This window comes from Pseudoclavibacter sp. CFCC 14310, from assembly GCF_008831165.1.
Classification (GTDB): domain Bacteria; phylum Actinomycetota; class Actinomycetes; order Actinomycetales; family Microbacteriaceae; genus Pseudoclavibacter_A.
On record NZ_WBKC01000001.1, the window covers coordinates 205,464 to 231,386 of the forward strand.

The window sequence follows — 25,923 nt, forward strand, 5'->3', positions numbered from 1 at the left end:
AGCCTCGATGACTCGCCGAGATTCCTAGAATCGAGACATGACCATCGATGTGCTGCTGCTGGGCAAACCCGGATGTCACCTCTGTGACGACGCTCGCACGATCGTCGCAGAGGTGATTGCCCAGGCGCGAGAGGCAGGCGAGCCGGTCACGCTGCGCGAGCGGAGCATCCTCGATGACGCAGACCTGCAGAGGCGCTTCGGCGAGCTGATCCCGGTCGTCTTCATCGGCGACCGACAGGTCGCGCAGTGGCATGTCGACCCGGCGCGGCTGCGGTCGCAGATCGATCAGGCCGTCTCAGACTCCTGAATGTCCAGGGTCTTGCGCAGCGGCCGGTTCGGAATGAACAGCACTGCGATGACGGTGAGCACCGACAGGCAGGCAGAGATCAGGAAGATGCGGCCGGTGGCGTCGCCATAGGCGCTGGTGACGATGTCGCGAGCGAAGTCGGGCAGCTGGGAGAGGTCGAGCCCGGATGGCGCGCCTGACGTCGCCTCTGCCGCCTGAGCGCCGGGCCCTAACGCGGCGAAGCCGCTGCTGACCAGATCGCCGACTCGATTCGACAGCACGGTGCCCAAGACGGCGACACCGGTCGCACCGGCGAAGGTGCGGATGAACGCGACCATGCTGCTGGCCGCACCGACGTCGCGCACGCTCACGGTGTTCTGCACGACGAGCACGAGGTTCTGCATCAGCATGCCCATGCCGAGGCCGAGCACCGCGATGCGGCATCCGGTCTGCCACATCGGCGTCTCGTGCGTGGTGAAGGTGAGCATCGTGAGCGCGGTCGTCACCAAGAGGCTGCCGACGACGAGGAACACCTTCCAGTGGCCGGTTCGGCTGATCAGCACGCCGGTGCTGATGCTCGCGGTGATCATGCCGATGACCATCGGCAGCTGCAGGAGGCCGGCGGCTGTGGGGGTCTGCTGCAGAGCGATCTGAAAGTACTCGCCCAGATAGGTCGATGCGCTGAACAGTGCGACGCCGATCGGAATCGACGCGATCAGCACCAGCGCCGTGGTCCGGTCACGCAGCAGCCCGAGAGGGATGATCGGCTCGGCGACCCTCGACTCGACGAAGAGCGTGGCGACCAGCAGCAGCACACCGCCGATGACCATGGCGAACGAGGCCGGCGAGACCCAGTCGAACGAACCTCGGGGGCCGGCGAACGAGACCCAGATGAGCAGCACGCTGACGCCTGAGGTGAGCAGCAGCGAGCCGGCCCAGTCGATGTGCACCGGGCCGGTGCGCACACTCGGCACTTTCAGCGTGAACTGCAGCAGCACCAACGAAGCGATCGCGAAGGGCACGCAGACGAAGAACGTCCAGCGCCAGCCGAGCGCGCTGTCCACGATGAGACCGCCGACGAGGGGGCCGCTGGTCTGCGCGACGGCGATGACCGCGCCGATGAGACCGGTGTAGCGGCCGCGGTCGCGCGGAGGGGTGATCGTGGCGATGATCGCCTGGGCGAGGGCCATCAGACCGCCCATGCCGAGGCCCTGCAGCACGCGCGCGCCGATCAGCCAGGGCATTCCGTGGGCGAACCCGCAGGCGACCGAACCGATCGTGAAGATGATGATCGCGAGCTGCACCAGCGTCTTCTTGTTCAGCAGATCGGCGAGTTTGCCCCAGATCGGAGTCGAAGCGGCGTTTGCGAGCAGAGCTGCGGTGATGACCCATCCGTACTGAGACTGCGAGCCGTGCAGGTCTCCGACGATCTGCGGCAGCGCGTTGGCCACGATGGTCGTGCTGAGCATCGCCGTGAACAGCGCGAGCAGCAGACCGACGATGACCTTCGCGACCTGCCTGAACGTCAGATTCTGGGTGGCGCTGTCGGGCACTGGGATGGCTGCAGAGCTGTCAGGTGTGTTGGATGCGGGGGACAAACAGGCCTCGGTTCAAAGGTACGTGGTGGATGGTGGGGCGGCGGGGCGAATCAGCTGCCGCCAGCTGGCTGTGCGTCGTCGTCTGGGCGTGCGTCTGCGGCGCCTCGTTCGAGGCGGTCGCTGAGCAGGCCGAGTGCCTGCACCGCCTCGGCAGCCTGCACCTCGTCCCAGACGCCGATGCGGTCGATCAGCCGTCGCGCTCTGAGCTGCTGTGACTCGTGCAGGCGCTTTCGGCCGTGCTCGGTGATCGTCACGATACGTGCACGAGCGTCGTCTGGGTCGGCGACGCGTTCGACGAGGCCGTGCTCTTCGAGCTCGGCGATGTGCCTGCTCAGCACCGACGGGGTGAAGCCGATCTGCTCGCCGACCTGCGCGGCACGGCAGCTGCCGTGATTCAGCAGTGCCTCGAGCACCAGGCTGAGCGGAACGTTCAGCGCGCCTGCCTTCGTGGCCTCGAACGACACCGCACGGGCGTTGCGGATGAATCGAGCGGTCTCACTCACGAGCTGGATGGCGGTCTGGTCTTGCACGAACATCAGTATAGATAGTTGGTTGCAGAACGCAACTAATTGCCGCGGCAGGTCTCACATCGCTGCGTCACCTCTGGCTCGGCAGGTCTCACGGCGCCCGCGTCACCTCAGAGCGGGCGTGCCGCGCTCAGGGTCGTGTGACCGCTGCGCTGTCGGCGAGCGTGAAGTACTGTCGATCGCGATACATCAGCGGCCCCGACTCTGGGCCTTCGTGCACGTCGAGCACTTCGGCCACGATGAGCTGCGATCGCCCGACAGTGAGCGTGTCGAGTGCACGGCTGCGCAGGGCCACTGGGGCGTCGAGCAGCAGGGGCTCGCCGGTGGGCAGAGTGCCCCAGCGCTGCTCGGGAGTGAAGCGGGGTTCGCCGCTGCGCGCGAAGGCGTCGGCCACGTCAGCCTGACCCTCGCCCAGCAGGTGCACGACGAAGGAGTCGGCGCCGATGATCTGCCCGGCCGACCCGCTCGACTTCGTCACCGAGAACACGAGGGCCACCGGGTCGACCGAGACCGAGGCGACGCTTGAGACGGTCAGCCCGAAGCGTCCGTCGGCCGATTCGGCGGCGACGATGGCGACACCGGCGGGATGCCGGCGAAAGGCGTTCTTGAACCCCTGGACGAGGTCGGTCATGAGTGGCTCCTTCGTAACACGTCTGCCTGCTGTGGCGAACGGCTGCTCTGCCGTGCCCGGGCTCATGTCATCTGATCGGCACAGTACTCGCTGACCGCACAGCGCGAAAGAGCCGAAGCGGAACGTCTCTGTCACGAGACGCAACGCTCCGGCCCTGCGGCGCTGCTCGGCCGCGGTCTCGACGTCAGTGGCTATTCTGCGACAGCCGACTTCTGATCGGGCTGCTGCGCGTCGCCCTTCTTCTCTGGCTTCGCGTCGACGCCGGCCTCCTTGCGCTGCTGCGCAGAGATCGGGGCCGGGGCGCCGGTCAGCGGATCCTGGCCGTTGCCCGACTTCGGGAACGCGATGACGTCGCGAATCGAATCGGTGCGCGAGAGCAGGGCGTTGATGCGGTCCCACCCGAAGGCGATGCCCGCGTGCGGCGGAGCCCCGAACTTGAAGGCGTTGAGCAGGAAGCCGAACTTCTCCTGGGCGTCTTCGGCCGAGATGCCGAGGAACTCGAAGATGCGCTCCTGCACGTCGGTGCGGTGGATGCGCTCGGAGCCTCCGCCGATCTCGTTGCCGTTGCAGACGATGTCGTAGGCGGTCGAGAGCGCGTGCTCAGGATCTTCTTCGAAGCGGTCGATCCACTCAGGGGTCGGCTTCGTGAAGGGGTGATGCTCACTCGTCCAGGCGCCGGCGCCGACGGCTACGTCGTCATCGCCCTCTTCGCCGACGCGCTTGAACATCGGGAAGTCGACGATCCAGACAAACGAGAACTCGTCGTCGTTCAGCAGGCCGTTGCGGCGGGCGATCTCGACACGAGCCGCGCCGAGCAGCTCCTGCGAGGGCTTGACCGATCCGGCGGCGAAGAAGACTGCGTCGCCGGGCTTCGCACCGACGGCGGCGGCGAGACCGTCGCGCTCCGACTCCGAGATGTTCTTGGCCACGGGGCCGGCCAGGGTGCCGTCTTCTTTGAACGTCACGTAGGCGAGGCCGCGCGCACCGCGCGAACGGGCCCAATCCTGCCAGGCGTCGAACTGGCGACGCGGCAGCGACGCGCCGCCCTCGTAGACCACGGCGCCCACATACGGGGCCTGGAAGACGCGGAACGGGGTGTCTGCGAAGAAGTCGGTCAGCTCGGTGATCGGGTTGCCGAAGCGCAGGTCGGGCTTGTCCGAACCATAGAGGCGCATGGCGTCGGCATAGGGCAGGCGAGGAATCGGTCGAGGAATCTCGACGCCGATCTCGGCCCAGACTGCGGTCAGCACGTCTTCGGCCAGAGCGATGACGTCTTCCTGCCCGCCGAAGCTCAGCTCGGCGTCGAGCTGGGTGAACTCGGGCTGGCGGTCGGCGCGAAAGTCTTCGTCGCGGTAGCAGCGGGCGATCTGGTAGTAGCGCTCGAGACCGGCGACCATCAGCAGCTGCTTGTACAGCTGAGGCGACTGCGGCAGGGCGTACCAGCTGCCCGGCGACAGGCGTGCGGGAACCACGAAGTCGCGAGCGCCTTCAGGTGTCGACCGCGTCAGCGTGGGGGTCTCGACCTCGACGAAACCGTGCGCGTCGAACACGCTGCGGGCGGCGCGGCTGACCGCGGCGCGCAGGCGCAGAGCCTTCGCCGGTGCCGGACGACGCAGGTCGAGGTAGCGGTACTTGAGCCGCACATCGGAGCTGACGCTCTCGGTCTCTTCGGTGCCGGCCAGGGCGGTGGAGACCTGGAAGGGGAGGGCGGCGGAGGGTGCGAGCACCTCGACCTCGGTGGCGACGACCTCGACCTCGCCGGTGGCGAGCTTCTCGTTCGCGTTGCCTTCGGGGCGCAGACGCACATCGCCGACGACCTTGACCACGAACTCGCTGCGCAGCGGGTGTGCGACGGCCTCGTCATAGATGACGACCTGAGCGATGCCGGTCGAGTCACGCAGATCGATGAATGCGACGCCGCCGTGGTCGCGCCGACGATCGACCCACCCTGCCAGCGTGACGGTCTTTCCTACCAAGTCTTTGCCGAGCGACCCGGCCTCGTGCGTACGCAGCACAGATGTCCTTCCGAAGAATGTGATGTCCCGTCGATTCTACTGTGCCGAGCCGTGCCAGGCTCGGCATCATCTGCGCGGATTGGACTTCGCCGCCACGGATTGGACTGAATCGCTCGCTCTGCGCGAGATCGGTGCAGGCAGCTGCGATCCCCGCAGGTGACGCGGCTCGCCGACTCGCACGCGCGCGCAGGGTTGCGTAGAATGCCGCATATGTCTCCCAGACGCATCCATTTGGTGCGCCACGGCGAAGTCTTCAACCCCGACGGCGTGCTCTACGGGCGGCTGCCCGGGTTCCGGCTGTCCGACCGCGGCGAGCTGATGGCGAAGACCACAGCCCGGGCGCTCGTCGACGACGGCCGCCCGATCACTGCGCTGTATGCATCGCCGCTGCAGCGCGCGCAGGAGTCTGCCGCGCCGTTCGTCGACCTCACCGGTCTGCCGCTGCAGACCGACGATCGCCTCATCGAAGCCGGCAACCAGTATGAGGGCACGGCTCGCAAACCGGGCCTGCACCTGCTGCGAGACCCCAAAGAGTGGCGTCGGGTCTACAACCCCTTCCGCCCGAGCTGGGGCGAGCCCTACCGGCACATCGCCAATCGCATGATCGACGTGATGCGCGCCGCCTGGCTTGCGCGCCAACGTGAGGTCGACGACCATCGGGCGCAGGATGCCGGTCTGGACGCCGACCCCGATGCCGACATCGTGATGGTCAGCCATCAGTCGCCCATCTGGATGGCGCATCGTGCGATCGCCGGCGACGCACTCTTTCACAACCCCGCACACCGCCGCTGCGCGCTCTCGAGCGTGACCAGCTTCGAGTACGACCCAGAGCACGACGTGTTCCACGAGGTCGCCTACTGCGATCCGGCGGCGGATGTGCCCAGCATCGACCAGGGAGCCGTATGACCCCGGGCATCCGTCACTACGACAGCCGTTCCGCGCAGAGCCGTTCCGCACAGAACCTCTCCACAACGCACGCCGCCCAGCAGCGCGCAGACCGACCGCAGGCACGCCGAGCGGCCGGCCGCGGCATCCGTCGTCTGGTCGCCGCTGCGCTCGCAGCAGGCGTCGCCCTCTCGCTGGCGGCGTGCTCGAACGCAGACCCGCTCGCCGAACAGCAGTACGGCGACTCGGCCGACAAGGGCTACATCTCGGGCACCGGCGCGGTGAAAGAGTTCGCTGCCGACCAGCGCCCGGCACCCGTCACCTTCTCGGGCACGACCGAAGACGGTCGGCAGATCACCCAAGACGAGCTCTCAGGCAAAGTCTCGGTGGTGAATTTCTGGTACGCGGCCTGCCCGCCGTGCCGTGCTGAGGCCGGTGACCTGAAGACGCTGCACAGCGAATTCGAATCGCAGGGCGTGGAGTTCTTGGGCGTGAACGTTCGCGACGGCGGCGAGACCGCGCAGGCCTTCGAACGCAACTACGGCATCGACTATCCCTCGGTGCTCGACGCCGAGGCGGCCGGAGGCACCGTTCAGGCCGCCTTCGCCGCGGCCGGCGTGCCTCCGAAGGCCGTTCCGACGACCGTGGTGATCGGTCGCGACGGCCGGGTCACTGCGACGATTCTGGGGCAGCTCGACGCCGGCACGCTGCGGGCGCTGATCAAGACTGCCGTGGCCGAGTAGATGGGCGGCTCTCTCGCCGAGATCGTGCTCTCTGGGTCGCTGTGGGCGGGCGTGCCGATCGCGCTGCTCGCGGGGCTGGTCAGCTTTCTGTCTCCGTGCGTGCTGCCGCTGATCCCGGGATACCTCGCCTATGTGGGGGCGGTGACGCCGGGGCAGCAGGTCTCGGCTCGGCCCTCGACTCCTGCCTCGACATCCCCCGCGACTCAGACCGCGACTCAGCCGCTGACATCACCCAGCCGCTCGCGCACTCTCGTGGGAGCGCTGCTCTTCGTGCTCGGCTTCGCCCTGGTCTTCGTGATCGTGGGCGGGGCGATCGGCACGCTCGGCATGTTCCTGCTCTCGTACGAGAAGATCGTGACTCGGGTGCTCGGCGTGCTGGTGATGGCGCTCGGTCTGGTCTTCGTCGGACGATTCGGATTCATGCAGCGCACGATCAAGCCCGGCTGGCAGCCGCGGCTCGGTCTGATCGGCGCGCCCCTGCTCGGCATCGTGTTCGGGCTCGGCTGGACGCCGTGCATGGGCCCGGTGCTCGCCGCGATCCAGACGCTCAGCTTCACCAGCGGCGACGCCTGGGTCGGCGCCGTGCTCAGCTTCGCGTTCGCGCTCGGCCTCGGCGTGCCCTTTCTGCTGATCGCCGCCGGGTGGGGGTGGGCCAACCGTTCGCTGGGCTGGGCCCGTCGACACGTGCGCGCGATCAATCTGGCAGGCGGCGCGCTGCTGATCGTGCTCGGCCTCGCTCTCGCCACCGGCCTGTGGACCGCGTGGATAAACACTCTGCAAGGATGGATCGGTGCATATGTCACGCTCATCTGAGAACTCCGCCGAGGCCGAGCAGGCCGAGGCCGCGAAGAAGGCCTCCGCCGCCGACCGCGCTCGAGCCGAGGCCGACGCCCGGGCGACCACGCTGTCGACCGGCCGGCAGACCGAGGCACTGCCGCAGGATGTCAAACTCGGCTTCGGCGGCTGGCTGCGGTTTCTCTGGCGACAGCTGACCAGCATGCGCATCGCCCTGCTGCTCCTGCTGCTGCTGGCGATCGCATCGGTGCCCGGATCGATCGTGCCGCAGCGCGGCGCCGACCCCAACGGCGTCACCAAGTACTTCAACGAGCATCCCGACCTCGCGCCGGTGCTCGACAAGCTGAGCCTCTTCGACGTGTACGCGTCGCCGTGGTACTCGGCGATCTACCTGCTGCTGTTCATCTCGCTGATCGGCTGCATCGTGCCGCGCATCAAGCTGCACGCCAAGGCGCTCTTCTCGAAGCCGCCGAAGACGCCGGTGCGGCTGGGTCGTCTGGCCGGCTACCAGCGCGTCGAGCTGCCGTCGACGGCGGATGCCGTGGCCGCGACGCCGGAGCAGGTGATCGCCACAGCAGATCGGCTGCTGGCCGGGCGCCACTATCGTCGTGCCCGCTATGACCGGCCCGAGTCGAAGCGCTGGCCCGCCGCAGTGAGCGTGAGCGCCGAGCGCGGCTATCTGCGCGAGACCGGCAACCTGCTCTTTCACGTCGCCCTCGTCGGCGTGCTGATCGCCGTCGGCATCGGCGGCGGCATCTCGTATCACGGACAGCGTGTGATCGTGCAGGGCGGCACCTTTCCGAACACGCTGAGCAGCTACGACTCGTTCAGCCCAGGCCGCTGGTTCTCTTCGGAGCGGCTGAAGCCCTTCGCCATCACCCTGGACTCGTTCGAGACGAAGTACGCCGAGACGATGACCGACATCAAGAGCGGTGCCTACGGACAGCCGCTCGACTACACCGCAGACGTGACCGTGCACCACGCCGACGGCAGCGAGGCGCCCGGCCAGATCAAGGTCAACCAGCCGCTGAACGTCGACGGCACCGACGTCTTTCTGCTCGGCAACGGCTATGCGCCCAAGATCACCGTGCGCGACCCACAGGGGCAGGTCGTGTTCTCCGACCCCGTTCCGTTCCTGCCACAGGATTCCAACCTCACCTCGATGGGTGTGGTGAAGGTCACCGACGTGGCTCCGCAGCAGATCGGCATGCTCGGCTATTTCTATCCCACTGAGGCGTCGGCGCACGAGGGCATGTCGATGTCGGTCTACCCGGCGCTGGACAACCCGGTGCTCAGCCTCAATGTCTACGTGGGCGACCTCGGCGTCGACCAGGGCGAACCCAAATCGGTCTACACCCTCGACCCCGACGGTCTCGAACAGATCGCCGGCGGGCCGAACTCCGGCGACGGCGGCAGCGTGGCGAAGTCGCTGCGGCTGACACCCGGGCAGACCGTCGACCTGCCGGGCGGCCGTGGCACGGTCACCTTCGACGAGGTGCGGCCATACGTCAGCCTCGAGATGCGTCACGATGCGAGCCAGGTGTGGGTGCTCGGCTTCGCGCTCCTCGCGGCCGCGGGGCTCATCGCCTCGCTCTTCGTGCCCCGTCGCCGCATCTGGGTGCGCGCGTGGAGCGAACCCGTGCCCGCAGCCGGGCCGAACCCGGCAGGCGAAGGCGAGACGGCATCCGCCGACGGCACGCGCACGGTCTTCGAGATCGGCGGCCTCGCTCGCGGCGACGACCACCTGCTCGAAGACGCGGTGCGCAGCATCGCCGCCCGTCTCGCGCGGGCGCACGACGACACGAACGACAACCGGCCCCAGGCCGGCGACGCGGTGAAGAAGGGCTAGGCTAAGCAACCATGGATCTGGCGCAACTCGAGGAATGGTCGATGACCGCGGTCGTCACCGCTGGCATCATCTTCGGCCTCGCATTCATCTTCTATGCGTACGACTTCGCGGTGCGTACGGCGGGGCGGGCATCGGCGCGCACGCACAAGAGCCTGCGCATCGGCACATCGCTGTCCTGGCTCGGGTTCGTCGTCATCGTGGCGGCGGTCGTGCTGCGCGGCGTCGCGGCACAGCGTGTGCCCTGGTCGAACATGCACGAGTTCTCGATCACTGCGGTCGCGATCATCGCAGGCGTCTATCTGTTCGTGAATCTCTGGCGCGACGTCAGCTTCACCGGCATGTTCGTCACCGGGTTTCTCGTGATCGTGCTGCTGCTCGCGACGACCATCTGGTACACCGCGGTCAAACCGCTGATGCCCGCACTGGAGTCGGCCTGGATCGTGATCCACGTGCTGGTGGCCATTCTCGGCACGGGCTTCTTCGCGGTGGGCGCCGCACTGAGCGCACTGCAGCTCGTGCAGGCCCGACGTGAGGCCAAACCCAAAGACCAGCGCCGAAAGAACGCCTACCTCGATGCGCTGCCGTCCAGCGAGAAGCTCGAGCAGCTCTCGTTCACGGTGATCATCATCGGCTTCGTGCTCTGGACGTTCACGCTGATCTTCGGCGCGATCTGGGCGCAGAAGGCCTGGGGACGCTACTGGGGCTGGGACGTCAAAGAGACCTGGACGCTCATCATCTGGGTGGTCTACGCGGGCTACCTGCATGCCCGCGCGACCCGCGGCTGGCGTGGCACTCGCGCGGCGGTGCTGGCCATCATCGGGTTCGCCTGCGTGCTCTTCAACTTCGGCGTGGTGAACACGCTGTTCAAGGGGCTGCACGCCTACGCCGGGCTCGGCTGACCCGCTCGGGCAAGGCCTCTGGCTCAGTCGGCGTCGGGTGAATCGCGCGTGAGCTGCGCGTAGCAGTCAGCGATCCGCTCGCGCCACCATCCGGTGCGTGCCGTGCCGGCGTCGAGCTGGCGCAGCGCATCCGCATCGACTTCGGGCCACCCCGGGGCGATCGCGAAGTCGTGCACCAGCGGGCCGGCCACGACATCCCGATCGAAGAACGCACCGGTGCCGAGCCCGCAGGCGTGCTCAAGTGTCGGCAGTGCGGCCGCTACGCGCGCGCCGAAGGCGATGCCGACCGCCGTGTCGAGCGCCGACGAGACGACCGCGGGAAGCCCGGTCTCTCGCACGATGTCGAGCACCCGGCGTGCGCCGCCGAGCGGCTGGGCCTTCACAATGATGAGGTCGGCGGCACCGAGAGCGGCGACCCGCATCGGGTCTTCGGCCTTGCGGATGCTCTCGTCGGCCGCGATCGGCACAGCGACTGCGGCGCTCGCGAGCATCTCGCGCAGCCGGGCGAGCTCTTCGACCGTCGCGACCGGCTGTTCGGCGTACTCGAGCCCGAAGCGCTCGAGCTGGGTGAGCGCTGCGAAGGCCTCGTCGAGCGACCAGCGCCCGTTGACGTCGATGCGGATGCGCACGTCGTCGCCGACGACCTCGCGAACGGCTCGCAGGCGGGCCCGGTCGTCTTCGAGGGCCTCGTCGAGCGCGGCCACTTTCACCTTGACCGTGTGCAGCCCGGCGAGATCGCCGTAGCGCGCCATGACCTCGGGCACCTGTGAGGCTGGCACGGCAGGCATCGTGGCGTTGACCGGCACGCTGTGCCGCACCGGCTCGGGCTGCGTCTGCCAGCCGGCGTCGAGCGCGGCGGCCAGCCATGTGCTCGCCTCGGCGGTCTCGTACTCCAGAAACGGCGAGAACTCGACCCAGCCGCCGGGCGCCTCGAAGAGGGCGGCCTCACGCACCGTGACGTTGCGAAAAGGCGTGTTCATGGGCAGCGAGACGACTCGCAGCGTGTCGAGCAGCTCGTCGAGCGGGGGCAGTGTGCTCATGTGCCCACGTTACTCCACGGCGTCTGTGACGTTCTGCGTGCCAGGCGCTCAGCGTCAGCGCGGTGCTTCGATCGCGGTGCACCGATCTCGGTGCGTGCAGGGGTCATCTGAAGAGACATGAGTGTATTTGGCATGGAGTATTCGAAGTGGAGTATGCTCGCATCTGTCGCGCTGAGAGGTGCTGCGACACACATGCCGCAGCACACAGCACGTTCCAGCTTGATGCCGACAGGAGTGACGCATGCCCAGAGACCGGCCACTGAGCTCGATGGCGATCATGGTCATCGCTCTGCTCGAAGAGCAAGGGGCGACGCACCCGTACGAGCTGCAGCAGGTGATGCTCAGCCGTGGGGCCGACCGATATATGCGTCTCACCACCGGCACGCTCTACCACACAGTGAATCGCCTGGCCGAACAGCAGCTGATCCGTGCGGTCGGCACGCAGTGCGAGGGCAACCGGCCCGAACGCACCGCGTACGAGGCCACCGAAGCGGGCATCGAGGCTCTGCGCGATCGCGTCGCCGACCTGCTGAAGACGCCGGCTGACGAACACCCGGTGTTCGCCGTGGCGATCGCCGAAGCCCATCATCTGCCTGCGCCGCTGATCGTCGAGCTGCTGCAGCGTCGAGTCGAGCATCTCAGCGAGATCGAGGCGCTCATCGATTCGAACCTCGCCAGCGCCGAGGCCGCCGGTGCCGCACGCCGCTATCTGCTCGGCGCCCACTATCGAAAAGCCCTCGTGACAGCAGACCTGACCTGGACCCGTCAGCTGATCCACGACATCCGCACCGAGCACCTCGAATGGGAGAACAAGTGAACACCGCAAAACCGTCTGACCACGACGTCATGACGCCCCCCGAGACCCCACACGGCCCGTGGCCGGCGCTGTGGGCGCTGATCATCGGCTTCTTCATGATCCTGATCGACACGACCATCGTGTCGGTCGCGAACCCGAGCATTCAGCACGGGTTGGGCATCGACGTCAATGAGGTGATCTGGGTCACCTCTGCATACCTGCTCGCCTATTCGGTGCCGATGCTGGTGGCTGGTCGTCTCGGCGATCGTTTCGGCCCGAAGCGGGTCTACCTGGTCGGGCTGGTGATCTTCACCCTCGCTTCGCTGTGGTGCGGTCTCTCCGGCTGGCTGCCGGGCAGCGGCTTCGTCAACATCATCCTGGCGCGAACGATCCAGGGGTTTGGTGGGGCGCTCATGACGCCGCAGACCATGGCCGTGGTGCAGCGGGTGTTTCCGCCGCATCGCCGTGGCAGCGCCATGGCGGTCTGGGGCTCGGTCGCGGGTCTGGCCACGCTGGTCGGGCCGCTGTTGGGCGGTCTGCTGGTCGACAGTCTGGGCTGGGAGTGGATCTTCGTCGTCAACGTGCCGATCGGCGTCATCGGCTTCGTGCTGGCCGTCTGGCTGGTGCCCGACCTCAAGTCGCATCGCGAGAGCTTCGACTGGTTCGGCGTCGCACTCTCGGCGGTCGGCGTGTTCCTGCTGGTCTTCGGCATTCAGGAGGGCAACCGCTACGACTGGAACCTGTGGGTGATGCTGTCGATCATCGGCGGTGTGGTCTTCCTGATTGCATTCGTGCTGTGGCAGCGCGCAGAGCGCGTCGCTCCGTTGGTGCCGCTGCAGCTCTTTCGCGATCGCAACTTCTCGGTCTCGAGTACCACCATCACCTTGATCGGTCTGAGCATCACTGCGATGTTCATTCCGTTGGTCTACTACTTTCAGATCGTCCGAGGCCTCACTCCGACTCAGTCAGCGCTGATGACCCTGCCCGCCTCGGTGCTCGGCATGCTGTTGGCCCCTATCTCGGGGCGGCTGACCGACCGGGTGCACCCGCGCCTCCTCGCGGCGACGGGCACGCTGTGCTCGGCGCTGGGCATGTGGGCCTACCTGCTCGTCATGCACACAGACACGCCGTGGCAGCTGCTGCTCGTGCCGTCGATGATTCTCGGTCTCGGCAACGCCTTCATGTGGGGGCCGGTCAGCGCCACCGCCACCAGAAACCTGCCGATGAAGCTGGCGGGAGCGGCATCCGGCGTCTTCAACACGGCTCGCCAGATGGGCGGCGTCATCGGCGCTGCGGCGATCGCCGCCGTGATGACATCGCGACTCGATCACTACCTGCCCGGTGCGTCTGGGGCTGCCAGCGCCGGAGGCTCCGCAGGCTCGCTGCCCGAGATCGTCGCCACTGGCTTCACCAGTGCGATGTCAGACTCCATAATCCTGCCCGCGGTCGCTCTGACGGTGGCCGGGCTGGTTGCCCTGCTCTATCAGCGGCCGAACCACTTCGGCGGCCGGGGCACGCCGAGCGTCGAGACCGACGGCAGTCCCGCCGCAGCGGCTGCTGCCCGGCAGACCGACTAACGTCGATCTGCGCGCTGACTGATCGCGGCCCAGATGCCCCCGATGATCAGCAGCGCGCCGAAGCCGATCAGCACCGAGATGATCGCGATGGTTGGGTCGATCGTGAACGGCAGTGTGAGCGAGGCGACCACGAGCACAGCCGCCACGATGACGATCAGCCCCCAGACGACGGTGCCGATGCGCGGGCCGGGGCGTCCCGGCGCCTGCACCGGCGCCTGCTCGGGTGTCTGCACCTGAGTCGGTGCGTCGGCGGGCGCAGCGGGCGCTCCAGCCTCAGCGGGCGCTCCAGTCTCAGGGGGCGCTCCAGCTGCGGCGGATGCCGTGGTCGCGCCGAGCGGCTCGTGCAGCGGCTCGTGCAGCGGCAGGGTGTCGTGCATGTCTTCGGCGTTCGTCTTCGGCTGCTGGTCGGGATCGCGCGGTTCGGGTGTGGTGGGAAGTGACATCGGAATGACCTTTCGAGAAGAGGATCGGGGAGCGGGCTCAGCGCGTTCGTGCGGGTGGCCGAGGGTCATCGTGCCGGCTGCAGGCTCATCGTCGAGGCGATCAGATGCGCGTTGACGGTCACGCCCGCAGAATCGTCGGTGTCGCCTGAAACGACCCGACCGTCGCGCACCACGGTGATCGAGCTGAAGCCGAGACCCGAGCGCTGCTCGGACTCACCTCCGGGCAGCGCGTCTTGGTTCAGCGTGCTGACGGTGGCCGTCGTCACGATGCGGAACGTGCCCGAATCGGGAATCATCAGAGACAGCGTGCCGGCCGTGCTTGAGACGTCGATCGGCGCCGGGGTGTGCGAAGCGTCGTCGAGCGCCCGAAGATCGAGCCGGCCGGTCGAGGCGACCATGGAGAACGACGGTGCCGACGCCTCGTCGACCAGGTCGCTCGGCTGCACACTCCAGTGCGCGTCGCCGGCGACCGTTACGGGTCCGGTGCGCACGACGGTCAGCGGGCTGAGCGTCAGCGTGGCGGCAGCGGCGACCACGGCGAGAAAGCTCAGCACGCCGCCGCGTCGACCCATCAGCCCGAGAACCGTGATCGTGACGCCGAGCACGAGCAGTGCTGCGGCGAATCCGAGTGCGACGGCGGTGAGCGCGCTGATCTCCGAGCTGATCATCGGCGCGAGACCGCCGACCGCCCCGCCGACGACGAGCGCGATGCCGAAGCCGATCGAGACGGCCGCGCTGCCCGGCCGGCTGCGTTCATGCGAGAGACGTGCGCGTTCCGCTGCCGCCTGACCCTGCATCCGCGCCTGCTGGGCCTGCTGCCGCCCGCGTGCTCGGGCCTCTTCGTGCGCTGCTCTCGCCTGCGCACGACCTTGGGCGTTCGCGGCGGCGAACGCGGCCTTCGACTGCTGTGCGGCGTCAGAGAAGGCGTCACGGGTCTGCTGCGCAGCGTCGTCGTATGCGGTGGGCTGAGGGCCGCCGCCCGACCGGCTCGCGCGCCGGATCAGCCAGACCACCAGCCAGATCAGCGCGGCGGTGACGGCGATCGTCCAGATCACGCGCAGGGCGATGGCGAGGCCCGACAGGTGCAGCACATCGTCATCCCAGAACCAGCCGATGCCGAACCCGTGACCGCCGATCGGGGTGAGCAGCAGCAGTACGACGGCGCCGAGACCCACCCACACCCCGGTGCTCGCGCGGCCCTGCAGCGCCTCTTCGAGATGGATGCGACCGTCGGCCGCCGGCAGCAGCAGCCAGGCCGTGAGGTAGGTGAGCACGCCGATGCCGCCGACGAAGAACAGTGCGACGGCGATGCCGCGTACGATCAGCGGGTCGATGCCGAAGCGATGCGCGATGCCGGAGCACACGCCCGCGAACCATCGGTCTTCGCCACGGGGCACCCCGAGGCCGCGCAGCCAGGGGAAGAAGCCGGTCTGCCGGCTCTGGTCGCCGTGGTCGGTCTGGGCTCCATGGTCTGTCTGGGCGCCGTGGTCGGTCTGGGCACCGTCGCCGGAGTGGCCGGCGTCGGCAGGGCCTTCGGGCGCTGGAGGTGTGGGGTGAGCGTTCATGTTCACCAGTGTGCGTGCCGGGTCGGGGCCGCCGCTATCAGGGATCACCCTGATTTCTGCTCAGGGCACTCTCCCCTGCGGGGATTGCTCCCTGCCACCACGGATCGCTTCTTGCGACCACGGATCGCTCCGAAACGGCCGTTGACGAGCGATCGCGGTAGAGAGCGAGCGATCCCCGCAGGCGTCCGTGGTTGGATGGAGGCATGAGCCCACCCGTCTCGCAGCGCCGGATGCTGCGCACGCGCCCGCGTGTGCTCGGCGGCGTGTGCGCGGGGCTCGCGGAGCATCTGCACGTCTCGGTGCAGGCTGTGCGCATCGGCATGGTGGTCGCGGCCCTCTTCGGCGGCGCCGGCATCGTGCTCTATTTCTGGCTGTGGCTGCTGGTGCCGGACGCCGACGACCCGGCACGTCAGCCACCCGCCGCCTCGGTCGCGGGCAGCATCCTGCAGCGACCCGGCGATGCAGCTCGGACAACGTCGGATCCCGCATCTTCCACCAGCCGTCGTTTCAACCCGGCCGTGCCGCTGCTGATCGGCGTCGGGCTGCTCGCGCTCGCCATCGCCGTGGCGACCGGCAGCGTGCCGCTGCAGATTCTGATTCCCGCCGCGATCGCCGTCGTGGGCCTGGTGCTGGCCTGGCGTCGGCTCATCAGCGACGGCGCAGCTGGAACGCGGGAGGTGACCTGGCAGGTCATCGGCGGCGCGGCGCTCGTCGTGGTCGGTGTGATCCTGCTCGTGCTGCCGGGCGGCGAGGGGCGACCCACCGGCGTGCTCGGCGGCGCACTCGCGGTGCTGGCAGGTGCCGGCGTCGCGCTGGCGCCGTGGGTCGTCAAAGTGATGCGCACGCTGGCCAACGAGCGGGCGGAGCGTGCTCGGGCGAACGAGCGAGCCGACATCGCCGCGCATCTGCATGACTCGGTGCTGCAGTCGCTGGCGCTGATCCGGCAGAAGTCTGCCCCGGACAGCGACGTCGCACGCATCGCCCGGCGCCAGGAACGCGAGCTGCGCGACTGGCTGTTCGTGCGCGACACCGGGCTCACAGACGAGGAGCGCGCCGAACCGAGCGACGTCGGCGCACGGCTGCGCGCGATCGCGGAGCGGCTGGACGAGGAGCACGGCTGCACCTTCGACGTGGTGACGATTGGGGATGTCGTGGTCACCGGGGCGCTGCGCGGGAGCGGCGGTGCCGACGCCCTGGTGGCAGCCGCAAACGAGGCGATGACGAATGCCGCCCGGCACGCCGGCGGGCGCATTTCGGTGCTGGTCGAGGGCGGTGTCGACGCGGGTGCGGCGGCTGCGGATGCGATGCCACGTCGCCGGCTGAGCGTGACGGTGACCGATCGCGGCCCGGGGGTCGATCTCGGTGCGATTCCCGATGACCGACACGGCATCCGCTCGTCGATCATCGCGCGCATGCGGCGGTCTGGCGGGCAGGCGCGCATCACCGCCGGCCCGGGCGGTCACGGTACGCGCGTGGTGCTCACCCTCGATGAGCAGGACGCGATGACGACGGAGCGGGGCGGCAGATGAACGAGACGGATGAAGCACGCATCAGCGTCGTGCTGGTCGAAGACCACTCGATCTTTCGGGCGGGGCTGCGCGAGTCGCTCGCCGACGACCTGGCAGTGGTCGGCGAGGCTCCTGACGTCGACGCCGCCGTGCGGGTGATCGGTGAGGCCCAGCCGCAGATCGTGCTGCTCGACGTGCATCTGCCCGGTGGTCAGGGCGGTGGCGGAGCAGAGGTGATCGAGCGCTCGCAGCGTTCGGCGCCGCACACGCGCTTTCTCGCGCTGAGCGTCTCGGACTCGGCCGAAGACGTCGTGCGAGTGATTCGCGCCGGTGCTCGCGGCTACATCACGAAGAGCTCCTCGGCCGAAGAGGTCTCTGACGCGGTACGGCGGGTGGCCGACGACGACGCGGTCTTCTCGCCGCACCTCGCCGGGTTCGTGCTCGACGCGTTCGGAGTCGCCAGCGGAGAGACCGCGCAGGCCGACGACGAACTCGACCGGCTCACCCGGCGCGAGCAGCAGGTGCTGCGCCTGATCGCACAGGGCTACACCTACAGAGAGATCGCGGCCGACCTCTTCATCTCGGTCAAGACCGTCGAGACGCATGTCTCGTCGGTGCTGCGCAAGCTGCAGATGTCGTCGCGGCACGAGCTGACCGCGTGGGCGCTCGCCCGCCGGCTGCTCTGACCGAGCGCGACCGGTGGCATGCGGTTCAGCCCACGGGGTCGGCATGATGCGCCAGGGTGAACTCCGCATCCTGCCACGGGCTCGCACCGGTGAGTGCCAGATCGGCGAGGGCCTGACCCCAGACGGGAGCGAACTTGAAGCCGTTGCCCGACATGCCGGCGGCGATCGAGATCCGTCCCTCGCCGATGGTGTCGATGATCGGCCGGCTGTCGGGGCTCTGAGAGTCGGGGTGCACCGACCACCGGACGGGCTCGGGATCGAGACTCGGGAAGATGCGCTGCGCCTGAGTGCCGAGCCAGCGCAGCTGCTCTCGCGAGAGAGTCATCGGACGACGGGCCGGATTGGCCACCGTCGGCAGGTGCAGGTGCGGGCTGACCTTCACGCTGAAGCCGTCGATGCTCGGCGCGCCGAAGGCGTGCATGTCGCCGAAGTCGCGCATGAACCCCGGCAGCCTCGCGGGCAGAAAGGCCGAGATGTCGGCGGGCATGAACCAGGCCAGTGCAAAGTTCGCGACCGTCAGCATCCGGCTCAGGCCCGGCACCAGACGAGCCGTCCACGGGCCGGCCGTCACGATCACGTGACCGGCTTCGACCGCGCCGGCAGAGGTCTCGATGCGAACCCCGGTGCCCGTCGGACTCAGCGAGGTCACGACGGTGTTGTACAGCACCTCGGCGCCGTCGGCCTGGGCCTGTCGTGAGGCCGCGAAGACCGCGCTCTCCGGGCGCACGACGCCGGCCAGCTCGTCGAGGAAGCCCTCGTCGCCGTGGTCGACTGCGAACTGAGGGTACTGGCGTCGCAGGTCGTCGGCGTCGAAGTGTCGATGGGGCAGGTCGAACTCCTCGGCGGCGCTCAAGGCCGCGTGAAGATCCGGGTGCCCGCTGGGAGCGATGTGGATGGCACCAGCCGGAATGAGGAGATCACGAGCTGCGAGTCGCCCGAGCTCGAGCCACCGGGTGCGCGCTTCGAGCAGCGCCGGGGTGAGATGACGTCCCTCTTTGGCGGCGACGCGGAACAGTCGGGACTCTCCGGTGAAGGCGCCGTGGGTGTGCACCGTGCCGTACTGCTCGATGCCGAGCACGCGCAGCGTGCTCGCGGATCGCCGTCGTGCTGTGGAGAGCGCCCAGAGCGCCATGGAGCCGATCGTGCCGACGCCGACCACGGCGACGTCGACGACTCTGGCAGCTGGTGTGGAGTGCTTGATCATCCGGGTGCCGGCCTTTCGCCGGGGTTCGGCACGCTGCCGTCTCCGCTCCATCGCCGGGTCGGCTGCAACGGCACATGAAGGGCGGACAACGCCATTGTGAACCTCTTCTGCCGAACGGGAGGTGAAGCCGTGTCGCTCGAACCTGCACGGAATAAGAACCCACCATTGTTATACGAACGTATTGTTTCGGCGCTCTTCCAAGCATGTTTCCACTGGGAAACACTGCGGCTCTGCCAGACCGACCGCTAGAATCGGCGTCGTGAGCGACGCGAACAACTCGACCCCGGCATCCACCCCAGAACATTCGGCAGAACACGCGGCCGCATCGGTCTCTGAGACCTTCGACGCGACGCAGTGGCGCGCAGTCGCGGGCTTCGAAGACTTCGCCGACGTCACCTACCACCACGACGTCAGCGGCCGCATCGCGCGTGTGGCGATCGACCGGCCCGAGGTGCGCAACGCGTTTCGCCCCCGCACCGTCGACGAGCTCTATCGTGCGCTCGACGACGCGCGCTGCAACCCGCGCATCGGCGTCGTGCTGCTGACCGGCAACGGCCCCAGCCCGAAAGACGGCGGATGGGCGTTCTCGTCGGGAGGCGACCAGCGCATCCGCGGCCGCGACGGCTACAAATACTCAGACGACGAGACGCACGTCGACGCCGCCGACCAGGCCCGCTCGGGGCGCCTGCACATTCTCGAAGTGCAGCGGCTGATCCGGTTCATGCCCAAAGTCGTCATCGCGGTGGTCGGCGGCTGGGCAGCCGGCGGCGGCCACTCGCTGCACGTGGTCTGCGACCTCAGCATCGCGAGCCGCCAGCACGCGCGCTTCATGCAGACCGACGCCAACGTGGGGTCGTTCGACGCCGGCTACGGGTCGGCCCTGCTCGCCCGGCAGGTGGGGCAGAAGAACGCCCGCAGCATCTTCTTCCTGGCCGAGGAGTACGACGCGCAGCGCGCCTATGAGATGGGTGCGGTGGACACCGTCGTCGATCACGACCAGATCGAGGTCGAGGCGCTGCGACAGGCGCGGGTGATCCTGACCAAGTCGCCGACGGCCATCCGCATGCTCAAATTCGCGTTCAACGCCGCAGACGACGGCATGGTCGGTCAGCAGATCTTCGCCGGCGAGGCCACGCGCCTCGCCTATGGCACCGATGAGGCCGTCGAGGGCCGCGACTCGTTCCTGCAGAAGCGCGACCCCGACTGGAGCCCGTTCCCGTGGCAGTTCTGACCCCGCTCGAGGTGGCGTCGGCACCGGGGCTGGCGCGACCGCTGGTCGTGGTCGACGCCGACCCGATGTCGCTGTTCACCGCGCTGCCCGACGTGCTGGCCGGGCAGGGGCCGGCGCTGCTGCCGTCGCCCGCTGAGACGGCGGATGCTGAGCGTGCGTTCGTCGAGCAGGCCGGCGGTCTCGAGGGTATGGAGGTCGCCGTCGACCCCGACGTCGCCGTCGTCATTCGCACCTCGGGGTCGACGGGGCGTCCCAAGCGCGTGGGGCTCTCGGCGCAGGCCTTGGTGTCGAGCGCGCGGGGCACGAACGAGATTCTCGGAGAAGGGCACTGGCTGCTCGCCCTGCCGGCACACTATATCGCCGGGCTGCAGGTGCTCGTGCGGTCGCTCGCAGCAGGCACCACCCCGGTCGTCGCACACCACCTGCGCAGTGATTGCGTCGACCGGCACTTCACCCCAGAGGCGTTCGTCGCGGCGACCGACGAGCTGGTGGCGCAGGCCGCTGCCGAGGCGCAGCCGAACGCGTCCGCGCGGGCAGACGCCCCCAGCGCATCCGCCGCACACCTGCTCACCGCGCTGGTGCCGACACAGCTGCATGTGCTGCTCGAAGACGCCGCCGCGCACCCGGCGACGCTCGACGCCCTGCGTCGATATGCGCACATCATGGTCGGCGGGCAGCGTTCGGCGCCCGGTCTGCTGCAGGCCGCCCGCGACGCCGGCATCGACGTGGTCACCACGTACGGCAGCTCCGAGACGGCCGGCGGCTGCGTCTACACGCTCGCCGATGGTTCGCAGCGGCGGGTGGGTGACACTACACTTGCAGTCAGAGACGGCAGCGTCTTCGTCTCGGGGTCTGTGCTTGCCAGCGGCTATATCGCCGACCCCGAGCGCACTGCACAGACCTTCGTCGAGCACGGCGGCAGCCGGTGGCTGGCCACCGGCGACCTCGGCGACCTGACTAAGGGAGTGTTGACCGTGACCGGACGCGACGATCAGACCATCATCACGGGTGGAGTCAAACTCGACCTCAACGAGGTGCACGACGTGCTGCACAGCCTGCCCGGCCTGGACGATGCCGTCGCGGTTCCCTTCGACGACGAGAAGTGGGGCACCCGCTTCGCCGTCTACGCCGACGGGCGCAACCGGGTCAAGCGCATGACGCGAGAAGAGCTGAACCTCGTGCTGCGCGAGCGTCTCGGGCGCCATGCCGGTGCCGCCGCAATCACATACTTCCCCTTCGGGCTGCCTCGGCTGTCGAGCGGCAAGGTCGATCTGCGCTCGCTGCACGAGACGGCCGAGGCGCTGGCGGGTTCGGCGCTCGCAGCTCAGCGCCCCTCTCCCAAAGACTCCATCTGACCGCAACGACCGGCCGCCTCATGACTGATCGATGACGAATTGACGAGAAAGACCCCCGCTGCATGAACTTTCAGGATCCCTCCGGTTCCCTGACCCGCCGAGCCACGTTCGGCGACTGGCTCGAAGGCGCGAGACTGCGCACGCTGCCCCTGGCGATCGCCCCGGTCGTGGCCGGGTCTGGCGTTGCCGGCCATTACGGCCGCTTCAACTTGCTCTTCGCGGTGCTCGCGCTCGCGGTGGCGCTGCTGCTGCAGATCGGGGTGAACTACGCCAACGACTACTCCGACGGCATTCGCGGCACCGATGAGCATCGAGTCGGTCCGGCCCGTCTGACCGGCGGCAAGCTGGCGAAGCCCCTGGTGGTCAAGGCGGCGGCCTTCGTCTGCTTCGGACTGGCTGCAGTGCTCGGCCTGTGGCTGTCGTTCGCCTCGGGGTTCTGGTGGTTTCCGATCATCGGGCTGGTGGCCATCGTCGCGGCCTGGTTCTATACCGGCGGCTCACACCCCTATGGCTACGCCGGTCTCGGCGAGGTCGCCGTCTTCGTCTTCTTCGGTCTGGTCGCCACGATGGGCACCGAGGTCGTGCAGACCGGCGCGCCCAGCTGGGTCGGCGTGTGGGCCGCCGTGGCCATGGGGCTGTTCTCGTGTGCGGTGCTGATGATCAACAACATCCGAGACATCGAGACCGACCGCGTGGCCGGCAAGCACACGCTCGCGGCCCGTCTCGGTCGTCGCAATGCGAACATCGCCTACCTGCTGATGTGCGGGCTGCCCTTCGTCATCGCAGCGGTCGCACTGCATCCGGATGCGTCACTCGGGTGGATCTCGCTGGCTGCGGTGGTGCCGGTCGCCTTCGCCGTGGTGCGTGGGCTGCACCCGCGTTCGCCGCGAGACCAGATCGCCTCGCTCAAATTCACCAGCCTCGGAGCGCTGGCCTTCGCGGTGCTGCTCGCCGTCGGCCTGCAGCTCTGAGCTCAGGCGCCGGGCTTCGCAGCGTCGTCAGGCTTCGCAGCGTCGTCGGGCTTCGCCGGCCGGTCTGCACGGCCATCGGCCTGCCGCTCGGCCTCGTCGAGTTCGGCGTCTTCGATGTCGTCGGCCACGCGACCGAGGCGACGCTTCGCCCGCACCTCTTCAGGGTGAGCCTTGCGCCGGGCGAGCTCGTCGCTGAACGCCTGACGCTGTTTGCCGAGCACGAGGTATGAGACCAAGAGGCCGACGACGACGGCGATCAGGGCGGCGACGAACGGGTTGAATCCCAGAAGCAGCAGAATGATGAGCGCGACCAGCACGATGCCGACGCGCAGCAGAGTGTAGACGAGCCAGGCGGGAAGCTTTTTCACGCCCTTGAGTCTAGAGGCTCCGCTCATGACGAGCCTGTGCGGGCACGTCGCGAGATTCGAGATCAGATACGTCACCCAGCTCGCTGACAGCGGTCTCGCGTACGATAGACGGCATGGTACGCATCGGAATCGTCGTCGCTCTCGTGGCTCTGGCCGCCATGGTGGTGGCGTTCATCGATGCCGCCCTGACGCCTCGCGGCACCACCGGCGTGATGCCGAAATGGGCGTGGATGATCGTGATCGTGCTGCTGCCGGTCATCGGGGCGGTGCTCTGGTGGTACGCGGGTCGTCCGCGCGCATCGGTGACCGCCGAGGGCTCATCGTCTGCACAGCAGGGTCGGCCCGGTGGTGCGGGCTCGTCGCACGACGATGCCGGCGGCGTGCGCCCGACAGTCGAGCTTCCCAGCGAGAGCGCGATGCACGGCATGACGGCAGACGAGCGCATCGCCTGGCTCGAGCAGCAGCTGTCCGACCTCGAAGAAGAGAACGATCGGCCGAACGGCGGAGACAAATCCTCGAAGGGCGATCAGTGACCGCCGCTGTGGCGGCATCCAGCGAATTCGCAACGGCCCTGCTGCTGGCGCTCGTCGAGCGCGGCGTCGAGCACGTCGTCGTGAGCCCGGGGTCGCGGTCTCAGGCGCTCGCACTCGCCGCGGCAGAGCTCGAGGCCGCTGGCCTGCTTCACCTGCACGTGCGCATCGACGAGCGAGATGCGGCGTTTCTGGCGCTCGGCATCGGCATGGCCACACGACGCCCGGCGGCCGTGATCACGACCTCGGGCAGCGCTGTCGGCAATCTGGTGCCTGCCGCGATGGAGGCCTCTCGCGCACAGGTGCCGATGCTGCTGCTCACCGCAGACCGGCCGGCCGAGCTGCGCGGCACCGGAGCCAACCAGACCACTCGACAGGCGAACATTCTCGGTGATCTGGCGACGCTCGACCACGACCTCGCTGAGGGAGACTACGCGCACGACCCAGTGGGTCTCGCGGTTCGACTCGCCTGCGAGGTGCTGCCGTTCGCCGAGCTCAACCGACCCGGCATCGATGACGAACACATCTCGCTGCGCGGGCCCATGCAGGTGAACGTGCAGTTCGTCGAGCCGCTGTCGGGGCGCCACACCGAGACGAGCGCGCTGCAGGCGCTGGTGCGCCGTCGTATCGACGACGAGCGGCCACAGCATCCGCTGCTGAACGCGACGCGCAAAGAGGCGGCCACCGTGCCGGCGCGCGGCACCGTGCTGGTCGCCGGGTTGGGCGCCGACGTCGATCTGGTGCGAGCGGCTCGTGACGCCGGCGTGCCGGTCATCGCCGAGATCACGTCGGGAGCGCGGCAGTGGCACACCGTCAAGGGCTACCGAGAGTGGCTCGATCACGGAGCCGACGGCGCGTGCAGGATGATCGTCACCGGCCTGCCGTCGCTCTCGCGGCAGGTGTGGCACTTCGCCGAACGCGCCGACGTGCAGGTGATCGCGGTGGCTCCGGCCGGGCGTGAGCACTTCTCTCCAGGGCATCGGGCGCGTCGCGTCGACCTGCTGCGGTTCGAAGCGAGCGCGCAGGGGGGTGACGCACACGGCGACGGCGCAGCGGATGCCCCCGGTGCGCCGGTCGTCGCCGATGCGTCGCTGACCGGTGAGGCCCTCACCCGCGAAGCGGTCATCGACGCGGTCTGGCGCCATAGCCGCATCGATGCCCCGAGCGCCGATGCGATCTATCTCGCCTCGTCGCACATGGTGCGCGTGGCGGACGAACGCGTGGGGGCGAGCGCCGTTCCCGTATTCGGGCATCGAGGTCTCGCCGGCATCGACGGCACGATCTCGGCCGCCTCGGGCGTCGCTGACGCACGGCGTGCAGCCGGTGTCGGCGCGCTCACGCGCCTGGTCATCGGCGATCTCGCCTTCGCGCACGATGTGGGCGGCCTGCTGCGCCCGGAGTGCGAGGCCGCACCGCCGCTGCAGATCATCGTCGTCAACGACCACGGTGGCAGCATCTTCGCCGGCCTCGAGGTCGCGACCGCAGACCCGGCGCTCTATGAGCGGGTCGTGCGCACGCCGCAGCCGCTGCGCGTGCGAGAGACCGCCGCGGCCTACGGATGGGCCTACCGTCAGGCGCGCGACGTCGCCGAGCTCGACGGTCTGGTGGCGGCCGGAGAGCCGGGCATCGTCGAGGTCGTGATCGACGCGTGACTGCGGCCGCCGAGCCCGATGTCGTGCGCGTCGGGGTGCTGCTCGCCGGGGGAGTGGGCGCTCGCGTGGGCGCCGGCCTACCGAAGCAGCTGGCCCAGGTCGCCGGGCGGCCGCTCATCGAGCACACCATCGCGACGTTCGAGCGCAGCGGCCTGTTCGACGAGCTGCTCGTCGTGATGCATCCCGACCATGTGGATGCGGTGCGCGCGCTGGTCGGCGACGACGGGTCGGGCGTTCGTCGGCATCCGCTGGTGCGCGCGGTGATTCCCGGCGGTGCCGAGCGCAGCGACTCGTCCCGTCTCGCCCTCGAGCATCTGGCCGGTCGGCTGCCTGACGACGCGCGCGTCTTTCTGCACGATGCCGCACGTCCGTTCGTGAGCGCCGAGGTACTCAGGCGAGTCGACGCCGGCCTCGAACGTGCAGACGCGGTGGTCACTGCGGTGCCCAGCGCCGACACCGTGATCGAAGTGCGCGACGAAGAGGTCGGCGGGTGCCGTTCAGAGGTGCTGGCGGTGACGCCGCCGCGGTCGCACATGAGACTGGTGCAGACCCCGCAGGCGTTTCGTCTCGGGGTGATCCTCGACGCGCATCGACGTGTGCGCAACGACCCGGAGTTCGCTCCCACCGACGACGGCTCAGTGGTGCGACATGCCCGACCCGACGTCGCTGTGCTGGTCGTCGCCGGCGACGCGGCGAACGGCAAAGTCACCACGGCGGCCGATCTGGCCGAGGCGCGTCGTCGTCTCGCCGATCCCGAGGGCTGAACCTG

25 protein-coding genes are annotated in these 25,923 nt (G+C 68.6%); 16 read left to right on the forward strand and 9 right to left on the reverse strand.

Going from position 1 to position 25,923, the window contains the following annotated elements; translation table 11 throughout:
• Positions 1–37: 37 nt before the first annotated feature.
• Positions 38–307 (forward strand): glutaredoxin family protein, encoded by a 270-nt coding sequence (locus F8O06_RS00895; RefSeq protein ID WP_158037049.1) that lies wholly within the window; start codon positions 38–40, stop codon positions 305–307.
• On the opposite strand, the gene F8O06_RS00900 is transcribed toward F8O06_RS00895, so the two are convergent.
• The 4 genes from F8O06_RS00900 to aspS all read right to left on the reverse strand — a co-directional run bounded on the left by F8O06_RS00900 (position 286) and on the right by aspS (position 5,057).
• Positions 286–1,839, reverse strand: coding sequence for an MFS transporter (locus tag F8O06_RS00900; protein ID WP_225732939.1), 1,554 nt, complete (start codon positions 1,837–1,839; stop codon positions 286–288). The genes F8O06_RS00895 and F8O06_RS00900 overlap by 22 nt on opposite strands.
• Before the next feature lie 95 nt (positions 1,840–1,934).
• Positions 1,935–2,414: a MarR family winged helix-turn-helix transcriptional regulator gene (locus F8O06_RS00905; RefSeq protein WP_192496783.1), complete on the reverse strand. Its 480-nt coding sequence runs from the start codon at positions 2,412–2,414 to the stop codon at positions 1,935–1,937.
• 127 nt (positions 2,415–2,541) lie between these two features.
• Positions 2,542–3,042, reverse strand: coding sequence for a flavin reductase family protein (locus F8O06_RS00910; protein ID WP_158037051.1), 501 nt, complete (start codon positions 3,040–3,042; stop codon positions 2,542–2,544).
• Positions 3,043–3,233: 191 nt separating this feature from the next.
• Positions 3,234–5,057, reverse strand: a complete 1,824-nt coding sequence (gene aspS / locus F8O06_RS00915) for an aspartate--tRNA ligase (protein ID WP_158030336.1) — start codon at positions 5,055–5,057, stop codon at positions 3,234–3,236.
• A gap of 210 nt (positions 5,058–5,267) precedes the next feature.
• Between aspS and F8O06_RS00920 the strand changes: the two genes are divergently transcribed.
• The 5 genes from F8O06_RS00920 to ccsB are packed head-to-tail and all read left to right on the forward strand — an operon-like array spanning position 5,268 to position 10,228.
• Positions 5,268–5,963, forward strand: coding sequence for a histidine phosphatase family protein (locus F8O06_RS00920; protein WP_158037052.1), 696 nt, complete (start codon positions 5,268–5,270; stop codon positions 5,961–5,963).
• Positions 5,960–6,685 carry a TlpA family protein disulfide reductase gene (locus tag F8O06_RS00925; RefSeq protein ID WP_158037053.1) on the forward strand — a complete coding sequence of 242 codons (726 nt, stop codon included), beginning with the start codon at positions 5,960–5,962 and terminating at the stop codon, positions 6,683–6,685. Before F8O06_RS00920 ends, F8O06_RS00925 begins: the two co-directional genes overlap by 4 nt.
• On the forward strand, positions 6,686–7,498 hold the full coding sequence (locus F8O06_RS00930; protein WP_158037054.1) for a cytochrome c biogenesis CcdA family protein: 813 nt from the start codon (positions 6,686–6,688) through the stop codon (positions 7,496–7,498).
• Positions 7,482–9,329: a cytochrome c biogenesis protein ResB gene (locus F8O06_RS00935; protein WP_225733309.1), complete on the forward strand. Its 1,848-nt coding sequence runs from the start codon at positions 7,482–7,484 to the stop codon at positions 9,327–9,329. The genes F8O06_RS00930 and F8O06_RS00935 overlap by 17 nt, the downstream gene beginning before the upstream one ends.
• Before the next feature lie 11 nt (positions 9,330–9,340).
• On the forward strand, positions 9,341–10,228 hold the full coding sequence (gene ccsB / locus F8O06_RS00940) for a c-type cytochrome biogenesis protein CcsB (RefSeq protein ID WP_158037055.1): 888 nt from the start codon (positions 9,341–9,343) through the stop codon (positions 10,226–10,228).
• Positions 10,229–10,251: 23 nt separating this feature from the next.
• Here the strand turns inward: ccsB and F8O06_RS00945 are convergent, their stop codons facing one another.
• On the reverse strand, positions 10,252–11,268 hold the full coding sequence (locus F8O06_RS00945; RefSeq protein WP_158037056.1) for an o-succinylbenzoate synthase: 1,017 nt from the start codon (positions 11,266–11,268) through the stop codon (positions 10,252–10,254).
• Positions 11,269–11,509: 241 nt separating this feature from the next.
• Here F8O06_RS00945 and F8O06_RS00950 point away from each other — a divergent pair, with 241 nt between their 5' ends.
• Both F8O06_RS00950 and F8O06_RS00955 read left to right on the forward strand, forming a co-directional pair.
• Positions 11,510–12,085 (forward strand): PadR family transcriptional regulator, encoded by a 576-nt coding sequence (locus F8O06_RS00950; RefSeq protein ID WP_158037057.1) that lies wholly within the window; start codon positions 11,510–11,512, stop codon positions 12,083–12,085.
• Positions 12,086–12,114: 29 nt separating this feature from the next.
• Positions 12,115–13,641: a DHA2 family efflux MFS transporter permease subunit gene (locus F8O06_RS00955; RefSeq protein WP_158037543.1), complete on the forward strand. Its 1,527-nt coding sequence runs from the start codon at positions 12,115–12,117 to the stop codon at positions 13,639–13,641.
• On the opposite strand, the gene F8O06_RS00960 is transcribed toward F8O06_RS00955, so the two are convergent.
• Both F8O06_RS00960 and F8O06_RS12455 read right to left on the reverse strand, forming a co-directional pair.
• Positions 13,638–14,084, reverse strand: a complete 447-nt coding sequence (locus F8O06_RS00960; protein WP_158037058.1) for a hypothetical protein — start codon at positions 14,082–14,084, stop codon at positions 13,638–13,640. The two genes, F8O06_RS00955 and F8O06_RS00960, sit on opposite strands and share 4 nt — an antisense overlap.
• 65 nt (positions 14,085–14,149) lie before the next feature.
• A complete protein-coding gene (locus F8O06_RS12455) occupies positions 14,150–15,649 on the reverse strand; it encodes a PspC domain-containing protein (RefSeq protein WP_158037059.1) in 1,500 nt (499 codons plus the stop codon).
• Between the two features lie 203 nt (positions 15,650–15,852).
• Here F8O06_RS12455 and F8O06_RS00970 point away from each other — a divergent pair, with 203 nt between their 5' ends.
• Positions 15,853–17,178, forward strand: coding sequence for an ATP-binding protein (locus tag F8O06_RS00970; RefSeq protein ID WP_158037060.1), 1,326 nt, complete (start codon positions 15,853–15,855; stop codon positions 17,176–17,178).
• Positions 17,175–17,843, forward strand: a complete 669-nt coding sequence (locus F8O06_RS00975; protein ID WP_158037061.1) for a response regulator — start codon at positions 17,175–17,177, stop codon at positions 17,841–17,843. Before F8O06_RS00970 ends, F8O06_RS00975 begins: the two co-directional genes overlap by 4 nt.
• A 25-nt stretch (positions 17,844–17,868) precedes the next feature.
• Here F8O06_RS00975 and F8O06_RS00980 read toward each other — a convergent pair whose 3' ends face one another.
• Entirely contained in the window at positions 17,869–19,047 is a 1,179-nt protein-coding gene (locus tag F8O06_RS00980) for an FAD-dependent oxidoreductase (RefSeq protein WP_158037062.1), read from the reverse strand.
• A 259-nt stretch (positions 19,048–19,306) separates the two neighbouring features.
• Here F8O06_RS00980 and F8O06_RS00985 point away from each other — a divergent pair, with 259 nt between their 5' ends.
• The 3 genes from F8O06_RS00985 to F8O06_RS00995 all read left to right on the forward strand — a co-directional run bounded on the left by F8O06_RS00985 (position 19,307) and on the right by F8O06_RS00995 (position 22,604).
• On the forward strand, positions 19,307–20,278 hold the full coding sequence (locus F8O06_RS00985) for a 1,4-dihydroxy-2-naphthoyl-CoA synthase (RefSeq protein WP_158037063.1): 972 nt from the start codon (positions 19,307–19,309) through the stop codon (positions 20,276–20,278).
• Positions 20,266–21,633 (forward strand): AMP-binding protein, encoded by a 1,368-nt coding sequence (locus F8O06_RS00990; RefSeq protein WP_158037064.1) that lies wholly within the window; start codon positions 20,266–20,268, stop codon positions 21,631–21,633. The genes F8O06_RS00985 and F8O06_RS00990 overlap by 13 nt, the downstream gene beginning before the upstream one ends.
• Positions 21,634–21,695: 62 nt before the next feature.
• The gene (locus F8O06_RS00995) at positions 21,696–22,604 is read left to right on the forward strand and encodes a 1,4-dihydroxy-2-naphthoate polyprenyltransferase (protein ID WP_158037065.1); all 909 of its coding nucleotides are present in this window, start codon (positions 21,696–21,698) and stop codon (positions 22,602–22,604) included.
• Positions 22,605–22,606: 2 nt separating this feature from the next.
• Here the strand turns inward: F8O06_RS00995 and F8O06_RS01000 are convergent, their stop codons facing one another.
• Positions 22,607–22,972, reverse strand: a complete 366-nt coding sequence (locus F8O06_RS01000; protein WP_192496574.1) for a DUF4229 domain-containing protein — start codon at positions 22,970–22,972, stop codon at positions 22,607–22,609.
• Between the two features lie 113 nt (positions 22,973–23,085).
• Here F8O06_RS01000 and F8O06_RS01005 point away from each other — a divergent pair, with 113 nt between their 5' ends.
• The 3 genes from F8O06_RS01005 to F8O06_RS01015 are packed head-to-tail and all read left to right on the forward strand — an operon-like array spanning position 23,086 to position 25,918.
• On the forward strand, positions 23,086–23,505 hold the full coding sequence (locus F8O06_RS01005) for a PLD nuclease N-terminal domain-containing protein (protein ID WP_158037067.1): 420 nt from the start codon (positions 23,086–23,088) through the stop codon (positions 23,503–23,505).
• Positions 23,502–25,154 carry a 2-succinyl-5-enolpyruvyl-6-hydroxy-3-cyclohexene-1-carboxylic-acid synthase gene (gene menD / locus F8O06_RS01010; RefSeq protein WP_192496784.1) on the forward strand — a complete coding sequence of 551 codons (1,653 nt, stop codon included), beginning with the start codon at positions 23,502–23,504 and terminating at the stop codon, positions 25,152–25,154. Before F8O06_RS01005 ends, menD begins: the two co-directional genes overlap by 4 nt.
• Positions 25,151–25,918 carry an IspD/TarI family cytidylyltransferase gene (locus F8O06_RS01015; protein ID WP_192496785.1) on the forward strand — a complete coding sequence of 256 codons (768 nt, stop codon included), beginning with the start codon at positions 25,151–25,153 and terminating at the stop codon, positions 25,916–25,918. The genes menD and F8O06_RS01015 overlap by 4 nt, the downstream gene beginning before the upstream one ends.
• Positions 25,919–25,923 lie beyond the last annotated feature (5 nt).

What these genes read in the sequence shown, in the direction of transcription:
- F8O06_RS00895 (WP_158037049.1), top strand. Translation starts at nt 38, where the DNA reads ATGACCATCGATGTGCTGCTGCTGGGCAAACCCGGATGTCACCTCTGT.
- F8O06_RS00910 (WP_158037051.1), bottom strand. Translation starts at nt 3,042, where the DNA reads ATGACCGACCTCGTCCAGGGGTTCAAGAACGCCTTTCGCCGGCATCCC.
- F8O06_RS00920 (WP_158037052.1), top strand. Translation starts at nt 5,268, where the DNA reads ATGTCTCCCAGACGCATCCATTTGGTGCGCCACGGCGAAGTCTTCAAC.
- F8O06_RS00925 (WP_158037053.1), top strand. Translation starts at nt 5,960, where the DNA reads ATGACCCCGGGCATCCGTCACTACGACAGCCGTTCCGCGCAGAGCCGT.
- F8O06_RS00930 (WP_158037054.1), top strand. Translation starts at nt 6,686, where the DNA reads ATGGGCGGCTCTCTCGCCGAGATCGTGCTCTCTGGGTCGCTGTGGGCG.
- F8O06_RS00935 (WP_225733309.1), top strand. Translation starts at nt 7,482, where the DNA reads ATGTCACGCTCATCTGAGAACTCCGCCGAGGCCGAGCAGGCCGAGGCC.
- ccsB (WP_158037055.1), top strand. Translation starts at nt 9,341, where the DNA reads ATGGATCTGGCGCAACTCGAGGAATGGTCGATGACCGCGGTCGTCACC.
- F8O06_RS00945 (WP_158037056.1), bottom strand. Translation starts at nt 11,268, where the DNA reads ATGAGCACACTGCCCCCGCTCGACGAGCTGCTCGACACGCTGCGAGTC.
- F8O06_RS00950 (WP_158037057.1), top strand. Translation starts at nt 11,510, where the DNA reads ATGCCCAGAGACCGGCCACTGAGCTCGATGGCGATCATGGTCATCGCT.
- F8O06_RS00955 (WP_158037543.1), top strand. Translation starts at nt 12,115, where the DNA reads ATGACGCCCCCCGAGACCCCACACGGCCCGTGGCCGGCGCTGTGGGCG.
- F8O06_RS00960 (WP_158037058.1), bottom strand. Translation starts at nt 14,084, where the DNA reads ATGTCACTTCCCACCACACCCGAACCGCGCGATCCCGACCAGCAGCCG.
- F8O06_RS12455 (WP_158037059.1), bottom strand. Translation starts at nt 15,649, where the DNA reads ATGAACGCTCACCCCACACCTCCAGCGCCCGAAGGCCCTGCCGACGCC.
- F8O06_RS00970 (WP_158037060.1), top strand. Translation starts at nt 15,853, where the DNA reads ATGAGCCCACCCGTCTCGCAGCGCCGGATGCTGCGCACGCGCCCGCGT.
- F8O06_RS00975 (WP_158037061.1), top strand. Translation starts at nt 17,175, where the DNA reads ATGAACGAGACGGATGAAGCACGCATCAGCGTCGTGCTGGTCGAAGAC.
- F8O06_RS00980 (WP_158037062.1), bottom strand. Translation starts at nt 19,047, where the DNA reads ATGATCAAGCACTCCACACCAGCTGCCAGAGTCGTCGACGTCGCCGTG.
- F8O06_RS00995 (WP_158037065.1), top strand. Translation starts at nt 21,696, where the DNA reads ATGAACTTTCAGGATCCCTCCGGTTCCCTGACCCGCCGAGCCACGTTC.
- F8O06_RS01005 (WP_158037067.1), top strand. Translation starts at nt 23,086, where the DNA reads ATGGTACGCATCGGAATCGTCGTCGCTCTCGTGGCTCTGGCCGCCATG.